Here is a 21,924-nt window from a genome sequence, read left to right on the forward strand (position 1 = left end):
ACGGATTCTTGGGGTGGGAAATGATGATTGAAACAGAAAAAGCAGCGGCAGTAAAGACGAAACATCGCGGCCTGTCCTGGATGGAACGGATCGGCTACGGATTCGGCGATATGTCGTACAATATTATCTTTCAGTTTGTAAACGCATACTTATTATTCTACTATACAGATGTCGGCGGCATTAAGCCTGCGGTCATCGCAGCTTTGTTTCTTATCGTAAGGGTGCTGGACGCTATTTTTGATCCGATTATGGGCGTGATTCTAGACAAGACGAATACAAGATGGGGAAAGGCAAGGCCGTATCTTTTGTGGGTGGCGTTTCCTTTTGCGTTATTTACGTTCTTATGCTTTACGACTCCTCATTTCGGCGAGACGGGGAACATGGTTTATGCGTACATCACTTATATTCTGCTTGGGATGTCCTTCAGCATGCAGACGATTCCGGTCAACAGCTTAACGGGTCGGATGACGAATTCCGTGGAGGAACGGACGGTTCTGACGACGACCCGGATGATTTTGGTTTATATCGGAATTCTGTTGTCGATTTCCTGTGCGACACCGCTTGCGGACGCCATCGGCGGGAAAGATCAGGCGTTCGGATTCCAGATGACGGCGCTTATCTATGCGGTAGTGAGCATCGCATTGAATCTGTTCAGCTTCTTTACCGTGCGGGAACGGATTCAGCCTGAAAAAAGAAAAAAACAAGGAATGAAAAAGACGTTGTCTGTTTTGTTCCGAAACAAGCCTTTGCTCATTTTGGTTTCTTCATTTTTAGCTTTTGCGATCGGGTTTAACATTAAGCTCAGCACGATGGTGTACTATTTTACGTATAACGTCAGCCATAAGGAATTTGTGTTTTTAGGAACCGTGTTGTTTTTCGGCGCAGCGCTGATCAGCAATCTGTTTATTCCTTTCTTTTCTAAGAAGCGGGGCCGGAAGCAGGTCATGATCATCACGGCGGCGTTATCGCTGATTTCTTATGCGGGCCTTCAGTTTACATCGTATTCCTCGATTCCCCTTATTTTCTTTTGGCTTTTCGTTTCGGGATTTTTCACGACGCCTTTAAATACACTTGCTTGGGGAATGGTTGCTGATTGTGTCGATTATGCGGAATGGAAAACCGGAGTCCGGGCTGATGGCGTGGTGATTTCGAGCATGAGTTTCATCAATAAGCTCGGAGTTGCGTTAGCGGGGTCATTTTCGGCCGTTTATCTCGGAATCGCCGGATATGCCGCGAATACCGATCAGACCGCCTCGTCATTGAATGCGATTAAAAATATGAATGCGCTCATTCCGGGATTGTTCATTCTGCTGTCTATTATTCTTATTTCTTTTTATCCTTTAACTGAAAAAAAATATCAGCAGATGATGTCTGATCTGGAGCAAAGGGCTGCCAGATAAGTATACGTAAAATTTAAAATATTCTATGTAAACGGTTGTATTTATGACAGAAAACACTATACTGAAACTATAATCGAGAATTGATAAATGAGTGTGATAATGTGGGAAGGCAATCTGTTATTTGTATTGGAGAATTGTTAATTGATTTCTTTTGTACCGATGTGGATGTTGATTTGACGGAAGGGCGCAATTTCTTAAAAAGTGCCGGCGGCGCACCGGCGAATGTGTCGGCAGCCATTGCTAAGCTGGGCGGAGACGCCGCTTTCAGCGGGAAAACAGGCAAAGATCCGTTCGGGTACTTTCTGAAGCAGACATTGGACGCCGTACATGTCGATACCTCTATGCTCGTCATGGATGAGAAAGCGCCTACAACGCTTGCGTTTGTTTCATTAAAACAAAACGGGGAGCGCGACTTTGTGTTTAACAGAGGAGCGGACGCTTTGTTTACGCTTGATGATATTGATCTGGAAAAGGTAAACGATGCGAAAATCCTTCATTTCGGATCAGCGACGGCATTGTTATCTGATCCGTTTTGCTCGGCCTATTTACGGCTGATGTCGATTGCGAAAGACAATGGACAGTTTATTTCCTTCGATCCTAACTACCGTGAGGATTTATGGAAAGGAAGAGTTTCAGAGTTTATAAACACCGCAAAAAAAGCCATTGCCGTAAGTGATTTTGTGAAAGTCAGTGACGAAGAGCTTGAGATCATCAGCGGTGCGAAGGATCATAAAGAAGGCGTTGCGGTTCTTCATGAGCTTGGGGCCGGTATTGTGGCGGTGACACTAGGGAAAAGCGGGACCCTTCTTTCAAATGGGAAGGATATTGACATCATTCCGAGCATTCCGGTGACATCAATAGACTCAACGGGAGCGGGCGATGCGTTTGTCGGCGCGGCGCTGTATCAGCTGGCGCGCACGGATGAGGTTCAGACGGCAGCCGAAGATTTTGCGAAGCTGCGTGATATTGTCTCATTTGCCAATAAGGCGGGGGCGCTCGTGTGCACCAAAATTGGTGCGATTGATGCTTTGCCGAGCTTAAAAGAGGTTGAGGTATCACTGTAAAGTATGGAGGATGTTTCTTGAAAGTCATCGGACTTCGGGAAGCATCCTCTTTATTTAGGTCTGAAACCCTTTTCGATATACGGTATACTTTAGAAAGGCATCCAGTAAATTGAACCGCTGTGAAGTACATACAATAATGTTTTTATCAGTTCTGAGTAAAACCAAGTTTCTGCTGCTGCCGTCATGTACAGTGTGACGGCCTGTGATATTGAACCGCGGAGGAATTTTTTTATGAAACATGTTTTTCTTATTGTGCAATGCGCGTTTTCTGTTTTTTGTTTTCTTTGTCTCGCCGCTGTCAATTGGTATCAGGGGAGTGAGCTTGTTTCTGATTCGTTTGATTGGAATGATACGGCTAAATTCTCAAAGCTTTTGAATGGGACGGATACGATTACAAGTCCGGAACAGATTTCGCAGCTGGATTTCTTTGTGTATGCGGCGAAGTATTATCCGTTAGTGAGCGGGTTGATGATCGGGCTGTTTGTTTATTCTTTGTTCTCACTGTATCTGCTCGTGAAGAATTTCCGCCGGCACAAATGGGCTGAATGAGACTATTTTCATATAAAAATACATAAATTCAAGAGAAAATGAAACCTTTTTCGAAAAAAACAGTATATATAACTGTGAACTTGTTACTATTTAATTTTGGGAGGAAAATGAAAAATGAGTATTTTAGGAAGATTTAAAGACATTATGTCAAGCAATATCAATGCGCTGCTGGATAAAGCTGAAAACCCTGAAAAAATGGTTGATCAATATTTACGGAATCTGAACAGTGATTTAGGAAAAGTGAAAGCGGAGACGGCTTCTGTCATGGCTGAGGAACAGCGGGCGAAAAGAGCATTAACAGAATGCCAGGCTGATGCCGAAAAGATGGAAAGTTATGCGATGAAAGCGTTGCAGGCCGGCAATGAAGCCGATGCGCGGACATTTTTGGAAAGGAAAACGGCTGTTGAATCAAGACTGACTGAGCTGCAAGCGGCTTATCAGCTCGCTTCTTCCAACGCGTCTCAAATGCGCAAAATGCATGACAAGCTTGTCGCTGATATCGGAGAGCTTGAGTCGCGAAGAAATGCCATTAAAGCGAAGTGGTCTGTGGCAAAAACACAGGAGAGAATGAACAAATTGGGGTCCTCTGTGTCAAATGCGGGCCAATCGCTGACAGCTTTCGGCAGAATGGAAGACAAGGTCAACCGGGCGCTTGATCACGCCAATGCGATGGCTGAGCTGAACGCGTCTCCGAAAGACGATATTGACGAGCTGACGGCTAAATATGACAGCAATCAAAGCAGTGTCGACGATGAGTTGGCGGCGCTTAAGCAGAAAATGCTTTTCAGTAAAGATCAATAGACAGCGGGCTGCAGCTTTGTCCGATATAAAGAGAAAGTGAGAGAAACAGAATGATCATTTCTTATAAATGCCCGAACTGCGGCGATGATATGGTCTTTGACAGTTCATCCGGCATGCTGACATGTCACAGCTGCGGGCGGCAGGATCAGATTGAAAGCCTGCCAAAAGAGTATATAACAACGAGATTTTCCGAAAATGAGGCGAACGAGTACCGCTGTGAGAACTGCGGCGCGGTATTAATGACTGAGGCGGAAACGACGGCCACGACGTGCGGGTTTTGCGGAGGAGCCGCCGTTCTCGCCGACCGATTATCGGGAAATCTCGCGCCTTCGATGGTGATTCCTTTTACGATCAGTAAAGAAGAAGCCATGAGCGCTTTTAAAAAGTGGTGCCGAAACGGCCGTCTGACACCGAAAGGATTTATGACTGCCGATCGGGTGAAGAGCATAACCGGCATGTACGTGCCGTTTTGGATGTTTGACTTAAACAGCAAGGTTCAGGTCAATGCCGTTTGTACGAGAGTGCATCACTATGAAGATGGAGAATACCGGGTGACGGAGACCGAGTATTACAACGCGTACCGCGATATCAATCTTGATTATCTCAAAATTCCGGTCGACGCTTCAGAAAAAATGAATGATGAATTAATGGACAAATTGGAGCCTTACTCATACAGTGAGCTGAAGGAGTTTAATACGGCCTATTTAGCGGGATATATAGCGGAAAAGTACAATTATACCGATGACGATCTCTTTCCGCGGGCGAAGGATAAAATCAGCCATTATATTGATTCTTATATCAGATCCACCTTCTCCGGGTATACGACGGCTGACATTACGGATGAGCAGATTCAGACCGATAAAATCAGCAGCTTTTACGTACTGCTTCCGGTCTGGATGGTCAGCTACGACTATGAGCGGGCTGAGCACATTTTTGCGATGAACGGGCAGACGGGCAAGGTTGTCGGCAAACCGCCGATCAGTGCCGGAAAAGTGGCCGCGTGGTTCGGCGGCATAACCGCCGGTGCGTTTTTAGCATTAAGACTCGTCTCACTTATGATAGGAGGCGGTTTTTGATGAAAGTATCGATAAAAAAAGCGTGTCTCTTCTGCTTCGTCCTTTTTCTGATGCTGTCTTTTTCTTTACATACATCGGCGTCTGCCGCGGAACAGAAGCAATATGTTTATGACAATGCTCATTTATTAACGAAGGATGAAACGAAGAAACTTGAGGAATTGGCCGGGAAGCTGGGAGAAAAGCGCCATACCGATTTTATCATTCTTACCGCAAACGGAACGGGCGGTAAGGAGATCGAACAGTATGCCGGTGATTTTTATGACAGTCATTTTAGCGGAAGCACGGCGATATTGACTATTGATATGAAGGATCGGGAAGTATTTCTCTCCGGATATAAAAAGGCGGAGACGTATTTGAACAGCAGCCGGCTGAATACGATCAGAAATACGATCTCGTCAGATATTTCCGCAGGCCATTATGAAAAGGCGTTTCAGACTTACATCAAGATGGCTTATAAAGATATGGGGAAAAGTCCGGACGACAAGTCTGACAATCTGCTGCTCACATGGTGGTTTCAGCTGATTATCGCTGCAGCAGCGGCCGGAATCGCCGTCACCGTGATGGTGTACAATTCCGGCGGCAAGGTCACCGTCACCGGCAGCACGTATATGGATCACGATACGTCTGAAGTGCTGAGCCAGCACGACACATATATCCGAACCGACATTACAAGAGAAAAAAAGCCAGATAAAGATAATGACAATGACGGCGGAGTCACGAGGGGCGGCACGAGTTACAGCGGAAGCAAGGGAAGTTTTTAAATTATATGTAAAGGATTTGAGCATACATGGGTTTTTTCAGAAATCAGTTAGCAAATGTGGTGGAATGGGAAGAATTCAGAGACGACATGGTTTTCTATAAATGGAACAACCGTGAAATTAAAAAAGGCAGCCGTCTGATCATCCGGCCGGGACAGGATGCCATCTTTTTATACAACGGGAAGATTGAAGGGATTTTCCGTGATGACGGCGATTATGATATCGAATCAGAAATCATTCCGTTTCTATCGACATTAAAAGGGTTTAAGTTTGGCTTTAACAGCGGCATGCGGGCGGAAGTGCTGTTTGTGAATACGAAGGAGTTCACCGTGAAGTGGGGCACAAAAAACGCCATCAACATTCCGGCGGCAGGTATGCCGGGCGGTATGCCGATCCGCGCAAACGGCACATTTAACTTCAAGGTCATTGACTATATCGGATTGATTGATAAGATTGCGGGTGTCAAAGACAGCTATTTAGTGGAGGACATTAAAATCCGGATTACGTCTATTCTCGATCAGCTTTTGATGAAATGGATCACCAGAGAAGGAAAAGACATGTTCAATCTGCAGTCGAATTCATTTGAAATCGGAAAAGGGATTCAAGAAGATCTTGATATGCAGCTGATCGGAGACGGCATGTCGATTACGGGATTCAATATTATGAGCTTTAACTATCCGCAGGAAGTTCAGGATATGATTACGAAAAACGCTTCTTACGGCATGGTGGGGGATGTGAACCGCTATCAGCAGATTTCCATGACGGACGGCATGTCATCCGGCAAAATGAGCGGAAGCGGCGCCGCCTCAGACATGGCGGGCATGATGATGGGAATGAATGTGGCAAATCAAATGATGAACCAAATGAATCAAAATCAGCAGAACCAGCCGCAGCAAAATCAAAGTCAGCAGAATCAGGGGACGGCGCCGGCAAACAGCTCGGAAGGAGCGGCTAAGCCGAAATTCTGTCCGAACTGCGGAACGAAAACGGAAGGCGCGAATTTTTGCCCGAATTGCGGACAGAAGCTTGCCTGACGATATACGAAAAAGAGGCCTTTTTTGGGCCTCTTTTTTTGTCATGATTTCATTGTTTGAACGATGAGGGATGTCAGCGCTTTTGATCCCTCAGGTATGAGATGGACGCCGTCCGGTGTGAAGTATTCAGGGTGCTGCAATGCTTTTGCGTGCCAATCGACAAGGGTCACATTTTTGCGTGACTCGGCCTGCCGGCGCAATGATTCGTTTACTTTGCTTTCCCACTGCCGCGGTACACGCGTGTTGACAAGATAGATATCGGCTTTTGAAAAGGAGCTGATCAGTGATTCAATTTGGCTGTTTGTGAAATAGCCATTCGTCCCTAACTCGATGATGACCGCTTTGTTCGGCTGATTAAATGACGCATATTCCGAAGTGAGCTGGAGTGCTTGAGAGACTTGTCTTCCTACCTTTCCGTCGATGGTGACATGAGGGAGGGACTGCCGCAGGTATGACGCAATGTCCAGCATCACCGAGTCACCGATGGCCAGCACGTCTTGCTGAGGCTGTGTTTGTTTTGAATCAGCCTTTTTTTGAGATGACCGTTCCTTTTTCTCGTCGGTTTTCTTCGTTTCTGATTTGTCTGCTGGTTCTTTCTTGTTTTTGTCTGACGCGGTATCCGTTTTTTCGCCGCCGTGTTTTTTCTTGCTGTCTTCTTCTTTTGCAGGCTGATCGTGATCGGCCGTTTTGTGCGAAGAGGCGGCGGTTTCTTGCTGATCATTCTGCGCGTACGTCCATTGCGGCTGTTTTTTCTCTTCGGCTATCCCTGACAGCCCGCCCGCAAATACGAGAATGGCGGCAAGAATAAGACCGAGCGACATTCTGCTGATGACAGAGGACGTCTTCCATTCCAGAAAGCGGTTCAGAAACACGCGGCGTAAAAATGGCCGGAAGCCCGCAGTGCGGATCGGCTGTTCAATGAAATGGTAAGATAGCTCGGCGAGAATGAAAGTGGCGCCGATTCTGACGGCGCAGTGCCAATAAACCGGATTTCCGATTTCCTGCACAGGTGTGCTCAGTACGAAAACCGGGTAATGCCAAAGGTAGATTCCGTATGATCTCGTTCCGATCCAGCGAAGCGGCTTCCATGAAAGGACATGTCCCAAAAAGCTGCTCGGATGGCATAAACATGCGACAAGAACCGCTGCGGTGATGCTGATTAAAAGCATGCCGCCCTTGTACAGGAAGGGTTCATATTCATCCGTGTAAAAGACGCAAAGCAGCAGCGCGGCAAAAGCGGCAAGCTCCGTCCCGTGAAGCAGGTGTTTCATGCTGCTCGGCAGCCGTTTGGAAGATAATCGTTTCATCGGCCACACTAAAGCTAAAGCGCAGCCGATCAGCAATTCAAATGACCGGGTATCCGTCCCGTAATAGACGCGGCTCGGATCTCCGCCGGGCACATACAACATACTCATTACGACTGCCGAACATAATGCGAGGAACATGACTGCGGCCGCAAGCCGGGCCCGTGTTTTACATATGTACATTCCCGCAAGCAGCAGGAAGGGCCATATGATATAAAACTGTTCTTCAATCGCCAGCGACCAAAGGTTTTTTAATGGCGAAGGGGAGCCGAAGCTGTCGAAATAAGAAAGTTGATGAAAGATAAACCACCAATTGCTTATGTAAAAAAGTGAGGAGACCGCATCTCCGCGTACGGTATGCAGGAGCTCGCTGTTAAACAATACGACCCAAATGACCGTCGTGATAATCATGAGATAAGCCGCCGGCAGAAGCCGTCTGATCCGGCGCACCCAAAAATCACGCAAATCAAGGGTGATGTCATTGCCCTGGGCAGGCAATATAATAGATGTAATTAAATACCCCGATAAAACAAAAAAGATATCAACACCAATGAAACCGCCGTCGGCCCAGTTAAAATTCAGATGATATGCGATAACTGCGAGGACGGCAAAGGCGCGAAGTCCATCCAGTCCGGGAATATAGCGGTGATGCAGTGACTTGTCTGACATGGTATTCCTCCAATAATGTGTGCGGAAATTCTCGCTGTTTTGCGGATAGCTATAGCTGATTTCTGTACTGTCTTCCATTTGTTCCGTTAATTAGACGCATTCGGAAGGGGATTTTGTTTCAGAAAAAATGTATGAAATGCTGTGATTTTCTTAAACTTTTCAGTTCCCGTCCGGCGTCTGTTATATGAAAAGGGTCCCTTATGCATCTTGGCTGTTGCGGGACGAAAGAAAAAATCCATGATCTGCGGATATCATGGATTTTTTTCTTTCTTTATCTGATGTAGCGGTCTCCGACAAGCAGCTTGGAGATGACGGAGGTCGGTATTGTAAACTCTGTAACGCCCATATATCCGGGTGCCGCTTCGTATTCATCAAATGAAATAACAAGTTTATGCTTATCTGTAATATAAAAATTCTGGTCGGCGCGGATGGCTTTAAAAGGCTCCGTCATATCATCTTCTTCGACCCAGTATATTTTATTCGGATCTTCTTTCATCTGTTTTTTCATTTGTTCTTTAATATTTTCGCTGATGACTTTAATATAACGGTCATCTTTAAATAAACTCTTTAACGTAAGCACGGCCTCATTCTTTTTATCAATCGTGATGTAACGGCTTTGCGTATAAGATGAAGCTTGCGTTTTTTCGATATCACGGCGGATTGAGATCAGATCCGCTGTGTCAGTAACGGTTTCATAATCGCTGTAAATACTGAGGTGGCCTTTTTTGTTTTTTGAGGTCGCCTTCATAAATTCCTGATACAGCTCTTTGCTTTCTTTCATATAATGCCGGTTGATGCTGTCTTCGAGTTTATGATCGGAAAGTCCGGACAGAGCGGGCGTTTTCACATCAATGCTTGATTGGTTCTTTTCTTCCTTCATCTCCGTGAATGTGATGGCTTGGACGACTTTGCCGATGACGGGGATTTTAGACATGGCTTGTGCGGCATCCGGGTTGATATTGACAACGGCGGTAAATAAGACGGCCGCAGCGACTGCCGCGGATGTCGGCCACATCACGATTCGTTTTTTCTTCGGTTTTTGCTGAAGGGCTTTTTCGACAATGCTGTCCAGTTCCTTAGGAATGGGCACACTTTTATACTCTTCTCTTAATTGTTCTAATCTCTTTTCCATTAAGAAAGATCCTCCTTCGTCAGCTGAATGCGCATGAGCTTCAGCCCCCTGTAAAGGCGTGTTTTGACGGTGTTGATGTTTTCCCCCGTGATGTCCGCGATTTCTTCTAATTTCAGGTCTTCAAAGAAACGCAGAATGATAATGGTTTTATATTGATGCGGCAGGTCATCAAGCGCTTCGTGAAGGTCTGTGTCCTTGTAGTGATCTTCCTTTCCTCGGCTTAAAAACTCGATCGTTTCATCATCCATCACTTTCAGTTTTTTCTGTTTGCGGAGAAAATCAATGGCCGTGCGCACTAAAATTTTATAAAACCAGCTTTTGATCACATCGGGGTTTTTGACGGATTCGACCGATGTCAGCGCTTTTTGAATTGATTCCTGAACAATATCTAACGCGTCATCCTTGTTTTTTACGTAACTGTACGCAAGCCGGTAAAAGTCTTCCTTGCGCTCAGTTATGCACGTCACAAGCGACGCTTTGGCTGTTTCGTTCTTCATTGCTTCAAAGGGCTCCTTTTTAAAAAATACGTATCATAGGCTGCTGCCTAAGGATAGACGGGACAGGGTGAAAAATAGTTTGCGCAGAGGGGATCATTTTTAAAAGGAAAAGGAAGGAAAGACGATGAGATGAAAAAAAGAGCCGGAACGGCTCTTTTTCGGATGTGTCTGATATTCAGCTGAACGGTTTAGTTCGGTTTGACTAAGATTTTCACTTGGTTTTTCTCTTTGATTAAAGCGCCGAAGCCTTCTTCAATCAGATCGTCGAGCACGATTTTTTTCGTGACGAGCTTATCTGCTGAGAAGTAGCCCTCTTTCATCAGTGCAAGAACGGAAGGGAAGATGTCACGGTATCCGATAATCCCTTTTACGGTCCGTTCTTTGATGACGATATCGTTCGGATGAATTTCCGCTCCTTTTTCCCAGATGCTGACGATAACCGTTTCACCGGCAATGTTTGTTGACTGGATCGCCTGGCGGAGAACGACAGGAACGCCCGTTACTTCATAAGAAACATCAACGCCGCCGTTTGTGCGTTTAGCGATTTCTTCAACGACATCGTCCGTTTTTGACGGATCAATGATGATAGCGCCGAGTTCTTTCGCTTTTTCCTGACGTTCCGGTGAAAGTTCAACCGCGTAAATATCTGTGGCGCCGGCCGCTTTCAGGGCTTCAATCACAAGCAGCCCGATCGGTCCGCAGCCAAAAACTGCCGCCTTGTCGCCCGCTTTTAATTTGCTTTGGCGGACGGCGTAAAGCGCTACCGCTGACGGCTCAACAAGCGCGCCCTGTTCGTAAGAAAGCTCTTCAGGAAGCTTAAACAGCAATTCTTCGTCAACGGATACATATTCAGAAAATCCGCCGCCGCCTCCGGCTAAGCCTAAGAATCCCATTTGTTCATCAAGGTTATAGGCTCCCTGATGTCCGTGTGTGGCAAAAATCGGTTCCACGACGACACGGTCGCCGACGCTGTAATTTTTGACGCCTTCGCCCACTTCCACGACTTCTCCTGAGAATTCGTGACCCATCGTGACGGGCGCCATTTCGTTTGTTAACGGATGAGGTTCGCCGACCGGAATAAAGATCGGGCCTCCCAAATATTCATGAAGGTCGCTTCCGCAAATCCCGCACCATTTGACTTTAATTTTGACTTTACCCGGTTCTGCTTTAGGTTCATCAATGTTTTCGATTCGAATGTCTTTTTGATTGTGCCATCTTGCCGCTTTCATTGATTATCACTCCTAGTCTGATTGAAACGAGTATAGGTACATGATCAATATGAACCACGGTTAAAAGGAATAAAGTGCTTCCTAAAGCCTGATTTCTCAAAATATATCATATTATGCAACTATCAATAGGCCTTATAAAAAGTCCATATTGAATGCAGAAATACTCTATGAATATTATAACGCTAATGAATTAAATTTTGTAGTATAATTTACCATGGAATTATATAGAACAGGTAATTGTGCCGTCGTTATGTGCATGTCTCATCACGTTGTAATGAACATGTAAAGTGATTGAAATATTATAATCGTCTTCTTGGTGTATAATTTTGCCTAGAATAAAGAATCAGGAGGACGAAAGCTTGAAGAAGTTATTCTTAGCCTTATTGATTTTAGCAGGAAGCACGCTGGGAGCGATCAGTTTCTCTTCTGATGCAAGTGCTAAAAAAGTGAACGGAAATATTACATGGTATAATGGAGTCGGTAAAAAAGGATCTTCCGGTAAAAAACTGGGACACTGGGATTGCGCGACAAAATTAGGATTTGACGTTCCGAGAAACGGAACGAAAATCAGAGCTTATGCGAAAGCAAAACCGAAAAAGGTTATCACAGTATACAAAAATGATGTAGGCCGTCTGCCGAATGCCGTATTGGATGTCAGCCCGAAAGCGTTCAAAGCGCTCGGATATCCGTTAAGCAAAGGAAGAGTATCCGGACACTACAGCTATTAAAATAGACCATCTTAAAAAGCAAGGACTCTGATTCTTGCTTTTTCTGATTGACGGAGAGATTGATAATGAAAAAGAAACGATGGATCTGGATGTTGCTGGCCGCTGTTTTGGCGGCGGCAGTCATCGCGTCCGTTTTACTGATCAAAGGAAAAAGCGACGGCGGCGGAAAAGCCGTTGTCTCCGGCGGCCATGACAAGCTGCTTGTTTCCATTACAGACAAAGATCTGATGACGAAATATTACGAGGACGACCGCGTGCTGTACGAGGAAAAGCTTTCGGCATATCCGGCATTTGCGCTGGATGACGCCCATCAGGTGCTCTATTTTGTCGGGAATAATGACCAAAATGAGATGCGTCTGTATAAGCTTGATCTGAAGACGAAAAAGAAGACGGTGCTTTATAAAGGAACGGCAAGCGCTGACAGTCTGTTTTTATCAAAGGATCTGACGCACATTTATTTCCGTCTCGGAAAAGCGGATGAAGATATTTTCCGTCTCGCATCTTTTGATTTGAAAACGAAACGTTATGAAAATCTGTATCCTGCCGCCGATGAGAAAGACGACAGTGTAAGCAGCTTCTTTTATAACCGCAGCCAAAACGATTTTGCGCTTCTGCATTATTCCGTCAAAGAGGATTATCAAAAAACGGATGAGGCAAATGAGAAGGGGATTGACCCTGAACCGACGAATATCCGGTTTGCAGCAGGAGCTGGCGAACACCTTCAGGACCTGACAAACCTTGAACAGTTTATCAGCGGCGTGGCGGTGTCACCGGACGGAAAGAACCTTGTCTTTACATCTTATACACAAAAAGGGACGGAACAAAAAGCATCCATCCGTCTGATGAATGTCAAAACGAAAAAAGATGAAACGATTATCTCAAACGGGAAGGACTTCGCTCCGCTGATTGATGCCCAGCCTCAGTTTTCTAAAGACGGCAGCATCATTTATTTCATGGCGGAAGCAAAAGGCGCTAAGCGACTGAAGGATGAAACGGGGCGGAATGCGAAGGTCCGGACCATTTATGCTTATCATTTGGATACGAAAAAATGCGAAAAAGTCTGGGAAAATGACCACGGCATTATCAATAGTTTTTCCGTCATCCAATCATGAAAAAAACACTCAGCGCCCGCTGGGTGTTTTTTAATGAACAAAGCTGGCTGCGGCTGAGGCGAGCCATTTGAAAAAACGGAGAATCGGAACGGCAAAATGAAGCGTTTCGATGAATGACTGTGCGGCAAGGTTCATTTTCCGCCGTTTTGCCATTTCCTTCAGATCTTTCTGCTGCCGATCGTTTTTCATGTTCATTGCTCCTTTGCATCATAAAAGGACATGATAACGCAAAGGCCTCTCATGAGACATGGAGGCCTTCTCTATGTTGAGACTCGTAAAAGGGAGGTCTAACTTGATGCCGTTTGATTATTGTTTTGGAGATTTACCAACGAACGGACGCCGTCGATCATTTTACTGCCGCAAAGGGGGCAAGTCGGGGTATCACTGCCGGCAAAATTCTTTCTGCTCCAGCCGATACAGTCCTCTTTTGTGCATTCCCACGTACTGACATCTTCTTTAGGCAGCGGTTCCTGATTACGTTTGTTGTAGTAAGACATAAAGTCACTTCTTCCCTTATGAATTTTCGTGCACTCCTTCATTGTCTCATACTTTTCCCTAATCTCCTAATTCCTTTTTCTATCCAGATTTCCAATGAGGGTGCATCGTCTTCCTGTTATTACAGTATATGCAAAAAAGCGCCTTCTTATTTTTTCTTTTTGGATAAATAAAAAAAGCCCCTTCTGGAGAAAGGGGGGGATGTTTGTTTACTGCTTATCCGTGACGTCCATCGGTCTCATCATGTCGTAATCTTCGTGCTCTAAAATATGACAGTGCCATACGTAGCGTCCGCTGTAAGGAGCGAAAGTCGCCGCGATTCTGATGACTTCCCCCGAGTGCGCCTGCACGGTGTCTTTCCAGCCTTTTTCACTTGGAGGAGGCGGGACGGCGGGGCCTGTATACACAATGTCGCCGAATTTGTTATAACGCTCTAAGTCAAAGGGACGCCGGTCAAGGATTTGGAAGGAAACAAGGTGCAGGTGTATCGGATGGGTTCCCCCCATCGGATTGATAATCGACCAGATTTCCGTTGCGCCGAGCTTCGGCGCTTCTGTCACAGGATCATGCCATCGCTTGTTATTCAGCGTCAAAACGGGCCGGCCGTATTTGTCTTGCGTATTTGTGAGTTTAAGTGTCCTGATGTTGTGTATTCTTTTTGATGTTACATTAGGCATTGTTGAAAGATATTTAGGCTTCCGGCTTGTGTCTTCTCCCTTCAGCGGTTTTGTGACGCGGAATTGCATCACATTGGCGTCTGTATCCGGATCGACGTCGCCCCCGCAGCCGGTGCCGTTCGTTAAAATGATATGTTCTCCGTCAAAGGCGGAGAAATCGATGAGCACATCATACCGCTCGGCCGGGGCTAAGCTGATAGATTGTGTTTTGACAGAGCGGGGAAGCAGTCCGCCGTCAGAACCGATTTGGATAAACTTCCCGCCGTTATTGAGCGAGAGAGAAAATGTTCTCGTATTGGAGGCATTAAGGATGCGGAAACGATATGTCCGCGGTTCAACTTCCATATACGGCCACGCTTTACCATTGACGAGAATGGTATTTCCGCAAAAAAACGGGACGATGGAAGGGTCGGGCAGCGTTTCGGAAGGATTAGCAGGTCCGCTTGGATAAGACAAGGAACCGTCGTCATTTAACGTGCGGTCCAAAATCATAAGCGGTACGTCGTACTCTCCGGAGGGAAGCTTCAGCTGCTTTTCTTTTCGCTCGCGGATGATATACATCCCGGCAAGCCCGGCGTACACATTGAGCCTCGTAATCGCCATGGCGTGATCGTGATACCATAACAGAGCCCCGCGCTGTTTGTTTGGATAATGGTATACCTCTTTCTCAAAATAAGGACCCGTTTCCTTAAAATCCTTTGTGAACCAGGCTTCCGGGTAGCCGTCGCTGTCCGGCGGCGTTGCTCCTCCGTGTAAATGGACGACGGTTTTGACATCGGGTTCCTGATGGCCGCTTTCTGAATGGTGAATGGTATGATCCACGGGCAGAAAGTGCTTATCCGGCAGGTCATTCATCCATTTAATATAGACGTTTTCATCTTTGTTCACGTCGATCGTCGGGCCGGGAAACAAACCGTTATACCCCCAAAGCCGGGTCGGCGGGAGATCGCGGTGCAGCTTGTGAAAGCATTCCTTCATGGTGACTTCATAATACGTGCTGCCGTCTGATTTCTTCTGCGGCTGGAGTGTTTCGATAATCGGCAGTTCATCTGCAAATTTTTCTAGTGCCATTTTTCATCCTGTCCTTATCATTTATTGAAATCCTGTACTACAGTTAATGCTGCCTGGAACAGGTTGGTTAAAAAAACACCCGCCCTTTTTTGAGAGGGGGGTGTTTGCGGTTATTGCGCAACACGGCTTTCGGAAGCGCTCTCTTTCGGTTTTTGTTTTTTGCGGAATACATATGAGGCAAGTACCAGCAGAGTAATAAATCCTGTCAGCAGAAATTCAGACCGCATTGAACTGATAAACAGCATAGATAACAAGATGGCGCAAATGGCGATGATCGTCAGGTAGGTTAAGTACGGATAGAACCACATTTTGATTTTAAGAGATTCAGGGTTTGTCCGTTCGATTTTCTTTCTCATTCTCAGATGTGAGACGGCGATGACGAGATAGACGAGCAGTGCGATCGCCCCTGATGAATTGACCAGGAACAAAAATACGGAGTCTGGAGAAAAGTAGTTCATAACAACGGCAATGTAGGAGAAAAAGGTGCCGGCGATAATGGCTTGAACCGGTACGCCTCTTTTACTCAGTTTCATAAAACGCCGCGGCGCTTCATTTCGCTCTGCCAGTGAATACAGCATCCGTGACGTCGTATAAAGCCCGGAGTTCAGGCAGGACAGAACGGCTGTCAGGACGATGAAATTCATGATTTGAGCGGCTGCGGGAACCCCGATATGGCTCAAAACGGCAACGAAGGGGCTTTCCAAAATATTGGCTGAATCCCATGGCAGCAGTGTGACCACAACCGCAATGGAGCCGACGTAAAAAATAATGATCCGCCAAACGACTGAGCGGGTCGCCTTTGTGACGGATTCGACCGGATTTGACGTTTCTCCCGCTGCGATTGCGACGATTTCAGATCCCATGAAAGAAAAAATGACAACGACGATGCCGAGCAGAACGGAACTTGGACCTTTAGGGAAAAATCCGCCGCTGCCCGCCAGATTTTCCAGCCCGACCGGCTTGCTGCCGGGAACGATTCCGAAAATGAACGCAAATCCCGCGATTAAGAAGACAACGATCGTCGCTACCTTCACTAAGGAAAGCCAGTATTCAAATTCGCCGAACGATTTAACTGAATAAATATTCGTCAGTGTTAACAGCACGGTCAGAAGCAGACTCGTCAGCCATAACGGAATGCCCGGGAACCAGTACTGTATGATTCCGGCGCCTGCAATGGCTTCAATGGCAATGACGATGACCCAGAAAAACCAATACAGCCATCCGATCGTAAAACCGGCCCAAGGACCGATGGCGTCATGCGCGTACTGTGAAAACGAACCGCTTGTCGGGTTGACGGAGGACATTTCCCCCAGCATTCTCATAATAAAAATCACTAATAATCCTGCTAAAGCGTAGGAGACAATCGCTCCGGGTCCGGTGGAATGAATGACTGATCCGCTTCCGACAAATAATCCGGCGCCGATCACGCCGGCAATTGAAATCATGGTCATATGCCGGGTTTTTAATCCCTTAGATAAAGAGTTAGGCTGATTCATTCTTTGCCTCCTTTTGGTTTGTTTATGCTGAATATTCCGACAAGTATTATTCTATCATAAATGCCACAGACAGTTGAAAATGATGTAAGAAAATATGACATTTTTTTCTCATCCGTACAGCAGTAGTGCCGGGATGAAAGAGGAATATGCCATTGACCATTCACACGTTCATATGGAGCCTCTCCAGCTGAAATAAAGCTTCCTTTCTAAAGGGAGCTTTTTTCCTTTTTTGGACTGGAAACAATTCGCTGGAAACGTTTTTTTATACTGTTTATATTTTGTGGTAAAGTTAGGTTACGATAATTGAAATTTGAGAGATGACTAGGAGGAGAAGAATGGCTTATAAAGAAGAGCTGCATCCGCTGCTGGAGAAAGCCGTTGAGCATATTGAAAACATCATCATAGGAAAACGGGATATCGCCATACTCAGTCTGGCCGCCATTCTCGCAAAAGGGCATGTGCTGCTGGAAGACGTGCCGGGAGTCGGAAAAACGATGATGGTCCGGGCTTTGGCCAAGCTGATCGGAGCTGACTTTAAGAGGATTCAGTTCACGCCGGATCTTCTGCCGTCAGATGTGACGGGTGTCTCTATTTATAATACGAAAACAATGGAATTTGAATACCGCCCGGGACCGATCATGGGGAATATCGTGCTGGCTGATGAAATTAACAGAACCTCTCCGAAAACGCAGTCTTCCCTGCTTGAGGCGATGGAGGAAGGGAATGTCACGATTGACGGAAAGACAATGCGGCTGGCTGAGCCGTTTTTCGTCATGGCCACACAAAACCCGGTTGAATATGAAGGAACGTATCCGCTTCCCGAAGCCCAGCTTGACCGGTTTTTATTTAAGCTGCGCATGGGCTACCCGACTGCCGAGGAGGAGCTTCGGGTTCTGTCTTTGCAGGAAGGGCGCAATCCGCTTGAAACAATCGAGCCCGTCATTTCTAAAGAACAGTTCATCACCCTCCAGCAAAAACTGGAGCAGGTGCGGGTGGATGATGGAATTAAAGCGTACATCGTCGGCATCATTCAGCATACCCGCCGGCATCCGTCCGTACATCTGGGCGTCAGCCCGCGCGGTTCAATTTCAATAATGAAAGCCGCGCAGGCGTACGCGCTGCTTCATGACCGCGATTACGTCATTCCTGATGACGTCCAGTATTTAGCTCCGTATACGCTGCCGCACAGAATGATCTTGACCGCCGAGGCGAAATTTAACGATGTGACGGCGGAAGCGGTTATAGAAGACATCATGCAAACGGAAAAAGTTCCCGTTCAAAGGATGTCGGTCCGCTAATGAGAAAGAAGATGCATTGGCTTCTATATGGCTGGAAGCTGCTTATGTTGGCCGTACTGACGGCGGCTGTCTTTTCTTATGCCATGTTTCAGGGCGGATTTGTGAGCTGGTTTTTATTTTATGCGTTTTTGCCGTTTACCGTTTACGCCGGGCTGGTCGCTGTGTACCCGCTGCGGGCGTTTCAGGTGGCGCGTGACGTGTCCTCCGCCCAGTTAACCTCAGGCGACAGGCTGTCTGTCACCATCAGGCTGATGAGGCGCCTGCCGTTTCCGCTGACATATATGGTCATTGAAGATGTGATGCCGGAAACGCTTGGCGAGAGGCGCAGTGCGAAACAGCTTGTGTTTCCGTGGTTTCAAAGGAAGCTGACGTTACAATATGAGCTGCCGCAGGTGCCGCGCGGAGAGCATCATTTACATACGATCAGAGTGCGGACGGGAGATGTTCTCGGGCTTTTGGACAAGACGGCGTCGTTTTCCGTAACGGATACGGTTCTGGTTTTCCCGGCGTACGGGCCTGTTCACTATAAGCCGCAGGCTGCATCCGGAGAAGAGGGTGCGGGTGCCGGTGCTCCGTTTCAGGTACACCGCACAGCAATGGCTGCGAGCGTCAGAAATTATCAGCCGGGCGACCGGTTTTCCGCACTTGACTGGAAAACATCGGCGCGTCGAAATGAGCTGATGACGAAGGAATTTGACCCGCTGCAGAGTATGAATATGATTCTCCTTTTGGACTGCAGGCCGTCCCCTTCGTTTGAAGCCGCGGTGTCAGCTTCGGCATCCCTGCTTTACACGGCGCTTGTGAAGGGCTCTCCCGCAGGATTTATTTCATTGGGGAGCGACCGGACTGTATTTCCCGTCCGGGAGGGAGAGCGGCATTTCAGACAGATGCTGCGTTACCTGGCATCAGCTTCAGAGTCGGAAGAAGCCGATGCAGGCGGGCGTTTAGGGAAAGAACTGGGTAAAGCTTCCATTGTCGTCGTGACGGGCAGTCTTACAGAAGACCTTCTCAAACAGGCTGAGCCCGGCCGTGCTGACATGACGGTGTTTTTGGCGAAAGAAACGAATGCCGCGCTTTCGGAGAAAGAACGGAAACTCGCTCTCATCTTCGCTCAGAAAAATATTAAGGTGCAAATGATCAGGGACAAACGGGTGTCCCATGTTGTTTAGAAAGAGAGGTGGCGCGCCATGCCGCATGACGAGAACCAGGGAAGCAGGCTGAGTCTGCTGCTGTTTTATTTTCTCGCTTTTTTATTGTTATGGGAATGGCTCAGGCCGCTGCACAATTTTACGGATACAAAACATACCGGTTTTTTCATCGTTTTTATCGGTTTGGCATTTCTGCTGTCATTCTTCCGGATGAGGTGGTACGTCACCGTGCCGTCCTGCATTCTGTTTACGTTGATCAGTATTCACATCCTGTTTTATAAAGGTTCTATTTTTCAGCCGGAATGGCTCGTTTCTTTTTTGCGGGACGTGATGCAAAATGCCCGCCACATCGGGACCGGAAGATGGAATGATATGAATCCGTCATTCCGCACGTTGCTGTTTTTTGTGCTTTTATGGCTGCTCGTGTATTTGCTGCATTACTGGGTGATCTATCAGCGGAAAATATTATTCTTTTTTATCATGACGGTGGCGTATATCACCGTGCTTGATACGTTTACTCCTTATGATGCCGCGTACGCCGTCATCCGGATCGTCTTTATCGGCTTTTTGATGATGGGGCTTTTGTATATGGAGCGCATCCGGCTTACGGAACACATAGCGTTTAAAAAAAGATTGATACTCAAATGGTTTCTGCCGCTGATGCTGTTTATCTGCGCTTCCGTCGTGTTCGGTCTGGCGGCTCCGAAATCAGACCCGAACTGGCCGGATCCCGTGCCGTTTCTAAAAAAGATCACAAACCACAAAGAAGTGCCCGCCGCCGAAAGCAAAATCGGCTACGGCAATCATGATGAAACATTGGGCGGTCCTTTTCAGGAGGATGATACGCCGGTTTTTACATGGAAGGGAAAAGAACGGGCGTACTTCCGGGTGGAAACGAAAGATACATACACGGGGAAAGGCTGGGTGGAGACCGATCAGGGCATGTCCTATAAACTGAATAGCGGCAATGTGGAAGATATATGGTTTGACCGGAGTGTGCAGACGAGACGGTATACGGCACAGGTGTCCATTGATGAGAATTATCTCTATAATCACGTCATGTATCCGATCGGCGTCTCCAATATTAAACCGAAGCACTCGATTCAGCTTGAAATGAACGGAAACACCGAGCAAATTACGCCGGTCAGTGAACAAGTGGGCAACATCCGCAATATGGGACGGTACACGGTGACTTTTCAGGCGCCCGTCTTTAAGCTGAATGATCTCAGAAAAGTGAAAGTGAAACGATACCGTGAGCAGAATCAATTCAATGACCGGTATTTACAGGTCCCCGACAGCCTTCCGAAAAGAGTGCGACAGCTTGCGGACAGACTGACGCGGAATCATCATAATATGTTCGATAAAGCGAAGGCGATCGAGGATTATCTCGGATCTTCCGCATTTTCGTATAATACACAGGATGTCGCGGTTCCGGAGCACAATCAGGATTATGTCGATCAATTTCTGTTTGAAACGAAAAGAGGATATTGTGATAACTTTTCATCGGCAATGGCCGTGCTGCTCCGCTCTGCGGGAATTCCCGCCCGTTGGGTGAAGGGCTATACATCCGGTGAATATAAAGGGGCAGGCGACCATAACGGCCACATTTATGAAGTCACAAACAACAACGCCCATTCGTGGGTAGAAGTGTATTTTCCCGATCAGGGCTGGGTGACGTTTGAGCCGACAAAAGGCTTCACCAATCCGACGGAGTTTACGTCAGAGCAAAATCATACCGCGGCAAAAGACAGCGGAGGCTCAGCGGGGAATTCGGATTCACCGTCTGACAAGCAGCGTCAGGAAACAAAGCCGGAAAAAGAAGAAACACCGAAAAAGCGGGATCACAGCGCGGCACCGCAGCCTGTGATCCGCAACAAAACCGCGGCACACCTGTGGCCGTATGCAGCCATCGTCATCGTAATTTCAGCCGCGGCGGCACTCGCCTGGCTGTTCCGGGCGCGCTGGATTCCGCACGTTACAGCAGCCAGATTGAAGCGGCGAACGGATGAAGACGTCTTTTTCGACGCATATGCCGCGCTGCTCCGCCAGCTGAAACGAAAAGGGTTCAGCAGGGGAGACGGAGAAACGCTCCGCGATTTTGCCGCAAGGGTTGATGAGGCGCACCATACAAACGACATGTCCGAGCTGACGCTGCGCTATGAGCGTGCTTTATACCGCAGCGATAATGCCGCAAAGCTTTGGAATGAATCGGGACAGTTGTGGGAAAATATAATTAAAAGAAGATAGTCTTGACCGCATATCGTCCTGTTGTTAGAATATATGAATGTTAAATGGGAGCCCGGGAGCGTTAAAAAGCCGGGCTTCCGGACAAGTCTTGCCGACAGAGGGCTGAACGTGTGTCCTCCGTTTTTTCTGTGTCAAAAAC

Annotated in this window: 20 protein-coding genes; 12 read left to right on the forward strand and 8 right to left on the reverse strand. The window is 47.0% G+C overall.

Translation table 11 applies throughout. From position 1 onward, the window contains the following. Positions 1–23: 23 nt before the first annotated feature. The 7 genes from HAP68_RS02930 (at position 24) to HAP68_RS02960 (ending at position 6,682) form a co-directional block, all read left to right on the forward strand. The gene (locus tag HAP68_RS02930) at positions 24–1,400 is read left to right on the forward strand and encodes an MFS transporter (RefSeq protein WP_024084966.1); all 1,377 of its coding nucleotides are present in this window, start codon (positions 24–26) and stop codon (positions 1,398–1,400) included. Positions 1,401–1,501: 101 nt separating this feature from the next. Further along, the gene (locus HAP68_RS02935) at positions 1,502–2,464 is read left to right on the forward strand and encodes a carbohydrate kinase family protein (RefSeq protein ID WP_021734251.1); all 963 of its coding nucleotides are present in this window, start codon (positions 1,502–1,504) and stop codon (positions 2,462–2,464) included. Positions 2,465–2,695: 231 nt separating this feature from the next. After that, the gene (locus HAP68_RS02940; protein ID WP_024084967.1) at positions 2,696–3,013 is read left to right on the forward strand and encodes a YjdJ family protein; all 318 of its coding nucleotides are present in this window, start codon (positions 2,696–2,698) and stop codon (positions 3,011–3,013) included. A 114-nt stretch (positions 3,014–3,127) separates the two neighbouring features. Continuing rightward, on the forward strand, positions 3,128–3,814 hold the full coding sequence (locus tag HAP68_RS02945) for a PspA/IM30 family protein (protein ID WP_003155814.1): 687 nt from the start codon (positions 3,128–3,130) through the stop codon (positions 3,812–3,814). 50 nt (positions 3,815–3,864) lie between these two features. Beyond that, positions 3,865–4,890, forward strand: a complete 1,026-nt coding sequence (locus tag HAP68_RS02950; RefSeq protein ID WP_007408871.1) for a TFIIB-type zinc ribbon-containing protein — start codon at positions 3,865–3,867, stop codon at positions 4,888–4,890. Then, the gene (locus tag HAP68_RS02955) at positions 4,890–5,651 is read left to right on the forward strand and encodes a TPM domain-containing protein (protein WP_024084968.1); all 762 of its coding nucleotides are present in this window, start codon (positions 4,890–4,892) and stop codon (positions 5,649–5,651) included. Before HAP68_RS02950 ends, HAP68_RS02955 begins: the two co-directional genes overlap by 1 nt. A gap of 26 nt (positions 5,652–5,677) precedes the next feature. Further along, entirely contained in the window at positions 5,678–6,682 is a 1,005-nt protein-coding gene (locus tag HAP68_RS02960; protein WP_003155808.1) for an SPFH domain-containing protein, read from the forward strand. A gap of 41 nt (positions 6,683–6,723) precedes the next feature. Here HAP68_RS02960 and HAP68_RS02965 read toward each other — a convergent pair whose 3' ends face one another. The 4 genes from HAP68_RS02965 to HAP68_RS02980 form a co-directional block, all read right to left on the reverse strand. After that, complete coding sequence (locus HAP68_RS02965) at positions 6,724–8,655, reverse strand: acyltransferase family protein (RefSeq protein ID WP_024084969.1); 1,932 nt, start codon at positions 8,653–8,655, stop codon at positions 6,724–6,726. Positions 8,656–8,926: 271 nt separating this feature from the next. Continuing rightward, positions 8,927–9,787: an anti-sigma-V factor RsiV gene (rsiV, locus tag HAP68_RS02970; protein WP_024084970.1), complete on the reverse strand. Its 861-nt coding sequence runs from the start codon at positions 9,785–9,787 to the stop codon at positions 8,927–8,929. Further along, positions 9,787–10,284 carry an RNA polymerase sigma factor SigV gene (locus HAP68_RS02975; RefSeq protein WP_003155802.1) on the reverse strand — a complete coding sequence of 166 codons (498 nt, stop codon included), beginning with the start codon at positions 10,282–10,284 and terminating at the stop codon, positions 9,787–9,789. Before HAP68_RS02975 ends, rsiV begins: the two co-directional genes overlap by 1 nt. Before the next feature lie 188 nt (positions 10,285–10,472). Next, the gene (locus tag HAP68_RS02980; RefSeq protein WP_003155800.1) at positions 10,473–11,513 is read right to left on the reverse strand and encodes a 2,3-butanediol dehydrogenase; all 1,041 of its coding nucleotides are present in this window, start codon (positions 11,511–11,513) and stop codon (positions 10,473–10,475) included. A gap of 359 nt (positions 11,514–11,872) precedes the next feature. Here HAP68_RS02980 and HAP68_RS02985 point away from each other — a divergent pair, with 359 nt between their 5' ends. Next, positions 11,873–12,241 carry a septal ring lytic transglycosylase RlpA family protein gene (locus HAP68_RS02985; protein WP_003155798.1) on the forward strand — a complete coding sequence of 123 codons (369 nt, stop codon included), beginning with the start codon at positions 11,873–11,875 and terminating at the stop codon, positions 12,239–12,241. Between the two features lie 65 nt (positions 12,242–12,306). Further along, a complete protein-coding gene (locus HAP68_RS02990) occupies positions 12,307–13,353 on the forward strand; it encodes a TolB family protein (RefSeq protein WP_015388601.1) in 1,047 nt (348 codons plus the stop codon). A gap of 30 nt (positions 13,354–13,383) precedes the next feature. Here HAP68_RS02990 and HAP68_RS02995 read toward each other — a convergent pair whose 3' ends face one another. The 4 genes from HAP68_RS02995 to gabP form a co-directional block, all read right to left on the reverse strand. Beyond that, the gene (locus HAP68_RS02995) at positions 13,384–13,542 is read right to left on the reverse strand and encodes a hypothetical protein (RefSeq protein ID WP_003155794.1); all 159 of its coding nucleotides are present in this window, start codon (positions 13,540–13,542) and stop codon (positions 13,384–13,386) included. A gap of 98 nt (positions 13,543–13,640) precedes the next feature. Continuing rightward, positions 13,641–13,850, reverse strand: coding sequence for a cold-shock protein (locus HAP68_RS03000; protein WP_007408879.1), 210 nt, complete (start codon positions 13,848–13,850; stop codon positions 13,641–13,643). Positions 13,851–14,057: 207 nt separating this feature from the next. Continuing rightward, complete coding sequence (gene cotA, locus HAP68_RS03005; RefSeq protein ID WP_003155789.1) at positions 14,058–15,596, reverse strand: outer spore coat copper-dependent laccase CotA; 1,539 nt, start codon at positions 15,594–15,596, stop codon at positions 14,058–14,060. 110 nt (positions 15,597–15,706) lie between these two features. After that, positions 15,707–17,092 (reverse strand): GABA permease, encoded by a 1,386-nt coding sequence (gene gabP, locus HAP68_RS03010; protein WP_012116987.1) that lies wholly within the window; start codon positions 17,090–17,092, stop codon positions 15,707–15,709. A gap of 335 nt (positions 17,093–17,427) precedes the next feature. Between gabP and HAP68_RS03015 the strand changes: the two genes are divergently transcribed. The 3 genes from HAP68_RS03015 to HAP68_RS03025 are packed head-to-tail and all read left to right on the forward strand — an operon-like array spanning position 17,428 to position 21,785. Beyond that, positions 17,428–18,390, forward strand: a complete 963-nt coding sequence (locus tag HAP68_RS03015) for an AAA family ATPase (protein WP_024084971.1) — start codon at positions 17,428–17,430, stop codon at positions 18,388–18,390. After that, positions 18,390–19,559, forward strand: coding sequence for a DUF58 domain-containing protein (locus HAP68_RS03020; RefSeq protein WP_024084972.1), 1,170 nt, complete (start codon positions 18,390–18,392; stop codon positions 19,557–19,559). The genes HAP68_RS03015 and HAP68_RS03020 overlap by 1 nt, the downstream gene beginning before the upstream one ends. 18 nt (positions 19,560–19,577) lie before the next feature. Then, a complete protein-coding gene (locus HAP68_RS03025) occupies positions 19,578–21,785 on the forward strand; it encodes a DUF4129 domain-containing transglutaminase family protein (RefSeq protein WP_024084973.1) in 2,208 nt (735 codons plus the stop codon). Positions 21,786–21,924: the final 139 nt, after the last annotated feature.

The sequence above is a fragment of the Bacillus sp. Bvel1 genome (genome assembly GCF_014872755.1).
Classification (GTDB): Bacteria; Bacillota; Bacilli; order Bacillales; family Bacillaceae; genus Bacillus; species Bacillus velezensis.

What these genes read in the sequence shown, in the direction of transcription:
- rsiV (WP_024084970.1), bottom strand. Translation starts at nt 9,787, where the DNA reads ATGGAAAAGAGATTAGAACAATTAAGAGAAGAGTATAAAAGTGTGCCC.
- HAP68_RS02945 (WP_003155814.1), top strand. Translation starts at nt 3,128, where the DNA reads ATGAGTATTTTAGGAAGATTTAAAGACATTATGTCAAGCAATATCAAT.
- HAP68_RS02965 (WP_024084969.1), bottom strand. Translation starts at nt 8,655, where the DNA reads ATGTCAGACAAGTCACTGCATCACCGCTATATTCCCGGACTGGATGGA.
- HAP68_RS03025 (WP_024084973.1), top strand. Translation starts at nt 19,578, where the DNA reads ATGCCGCATGACGAGAACCAGGGAAGCAGGCTGAGTCTGCTGCTGTTT.
- HAP68_RS03000 (WP_007408879.1), bottom strand. Translation starts at nt 13,850, where the DNA reads ATGTCTTACTACAACAAACGTAATCAGGAACCGCTGCCTAAAGAAGAT.
- HAP68_RS02960 (WP_003155808.1), top strand. Translation starts at nt 5,678, where the DNA reads ATGGGTTTTTTCAGAAATCAGTTAGCAAATGTGGTGGAATGGGAAGAA.
- HAP68_RS02980 (WP_003155800.1), bottom strand. Translation starts at nt 11,513, where the DNA reads ATGAAAGCGGCAAGATGGCACAATCAAAAAGACATTCGAATCGAAAAC.
- HAP68_RS03015 (WP_024084971.1), top strand. Translation starts at nt 17,428, where the DNA reads ATGGCTTATAAAGAAGAGCTGCATCCGCTGCTGGAGAAAGCCGTTGAG.
- HAP68_RS02995 (WP_003155794.1), bottom strand. Translation starts at nt 13,542, where the DNA reads ATGAAAAACGATCGGCAGCAGAAAGATCTGAAGGAAATGGCAAAACGG.
- HAP68_RS02975 (WP_003155802.1), bottom strand. Translation starts at nt 10,284, where the DNA reads ATGAAGAACGAAACAGCCAAAGCGTCGCTTGTGACGTGCATAACTGAG.
- cotA (WP_003155789.1), bottom strand. Translation starts at nt 15,596, where the DNA reads ATGGCACTAGAAAAATTTGCAGATGAACTGCCGATTATCGAAACACTC.
- HAP68_RS03020 (WP_024084972.1), top strand. Translation starts at nt 18,390, where the DNA reads ATGAGAAAGAAGATGCATTGGCTTCTATATGGCTGGAAGCTGCTTATG.
- HAP68_RS02955 (WP_024084968.1), top strand. Translation starts at nt 4,890, where the DNA reads ATGAAAGTATCGATAAAAAAAGCGTGTCTCTTCTGCTTCGTCCTTTTT.
- HAP68_RS02930 (WP_024084966.1), top strand. Translation starts at nt 24, where the DNA reads ATGATTGAAACAGAAAAAGCAGCGGCAGTAAAGACGAAACATCGCGGC.
- HAP68_RS02950 (WP_007408871.1), top strand. Translation starts at nt 3,865, where the DNA reads ATGATCATTTCTTATAAATGCCCGAACTGCGGCGATGATATGGTCTTT.
- HAP68_RS02990 (WP_015388601.1), top strand. Translation starts at nt 12,307, where the DNA reads ATGAAAAAGAAACGATGGATCTGGATGTTGCTGGCCGCTGTTTTGGCG.
- HAP68_RS02940 (WP_024084967.1), top strand. Translation starts at nt 2,696, where the DNA reads ATGAAACATGTTTTTCTTATTGTGCAATGCGCGTTTTCTGTTTTTTGT.
- gabP (WP_012116987.1), bottom strand. Translation starts at nt 17,092, where the DNA reads ATGAATCAGCCTAACTCTTTATCTAAGGGATTAAAAACCCGGCATATG.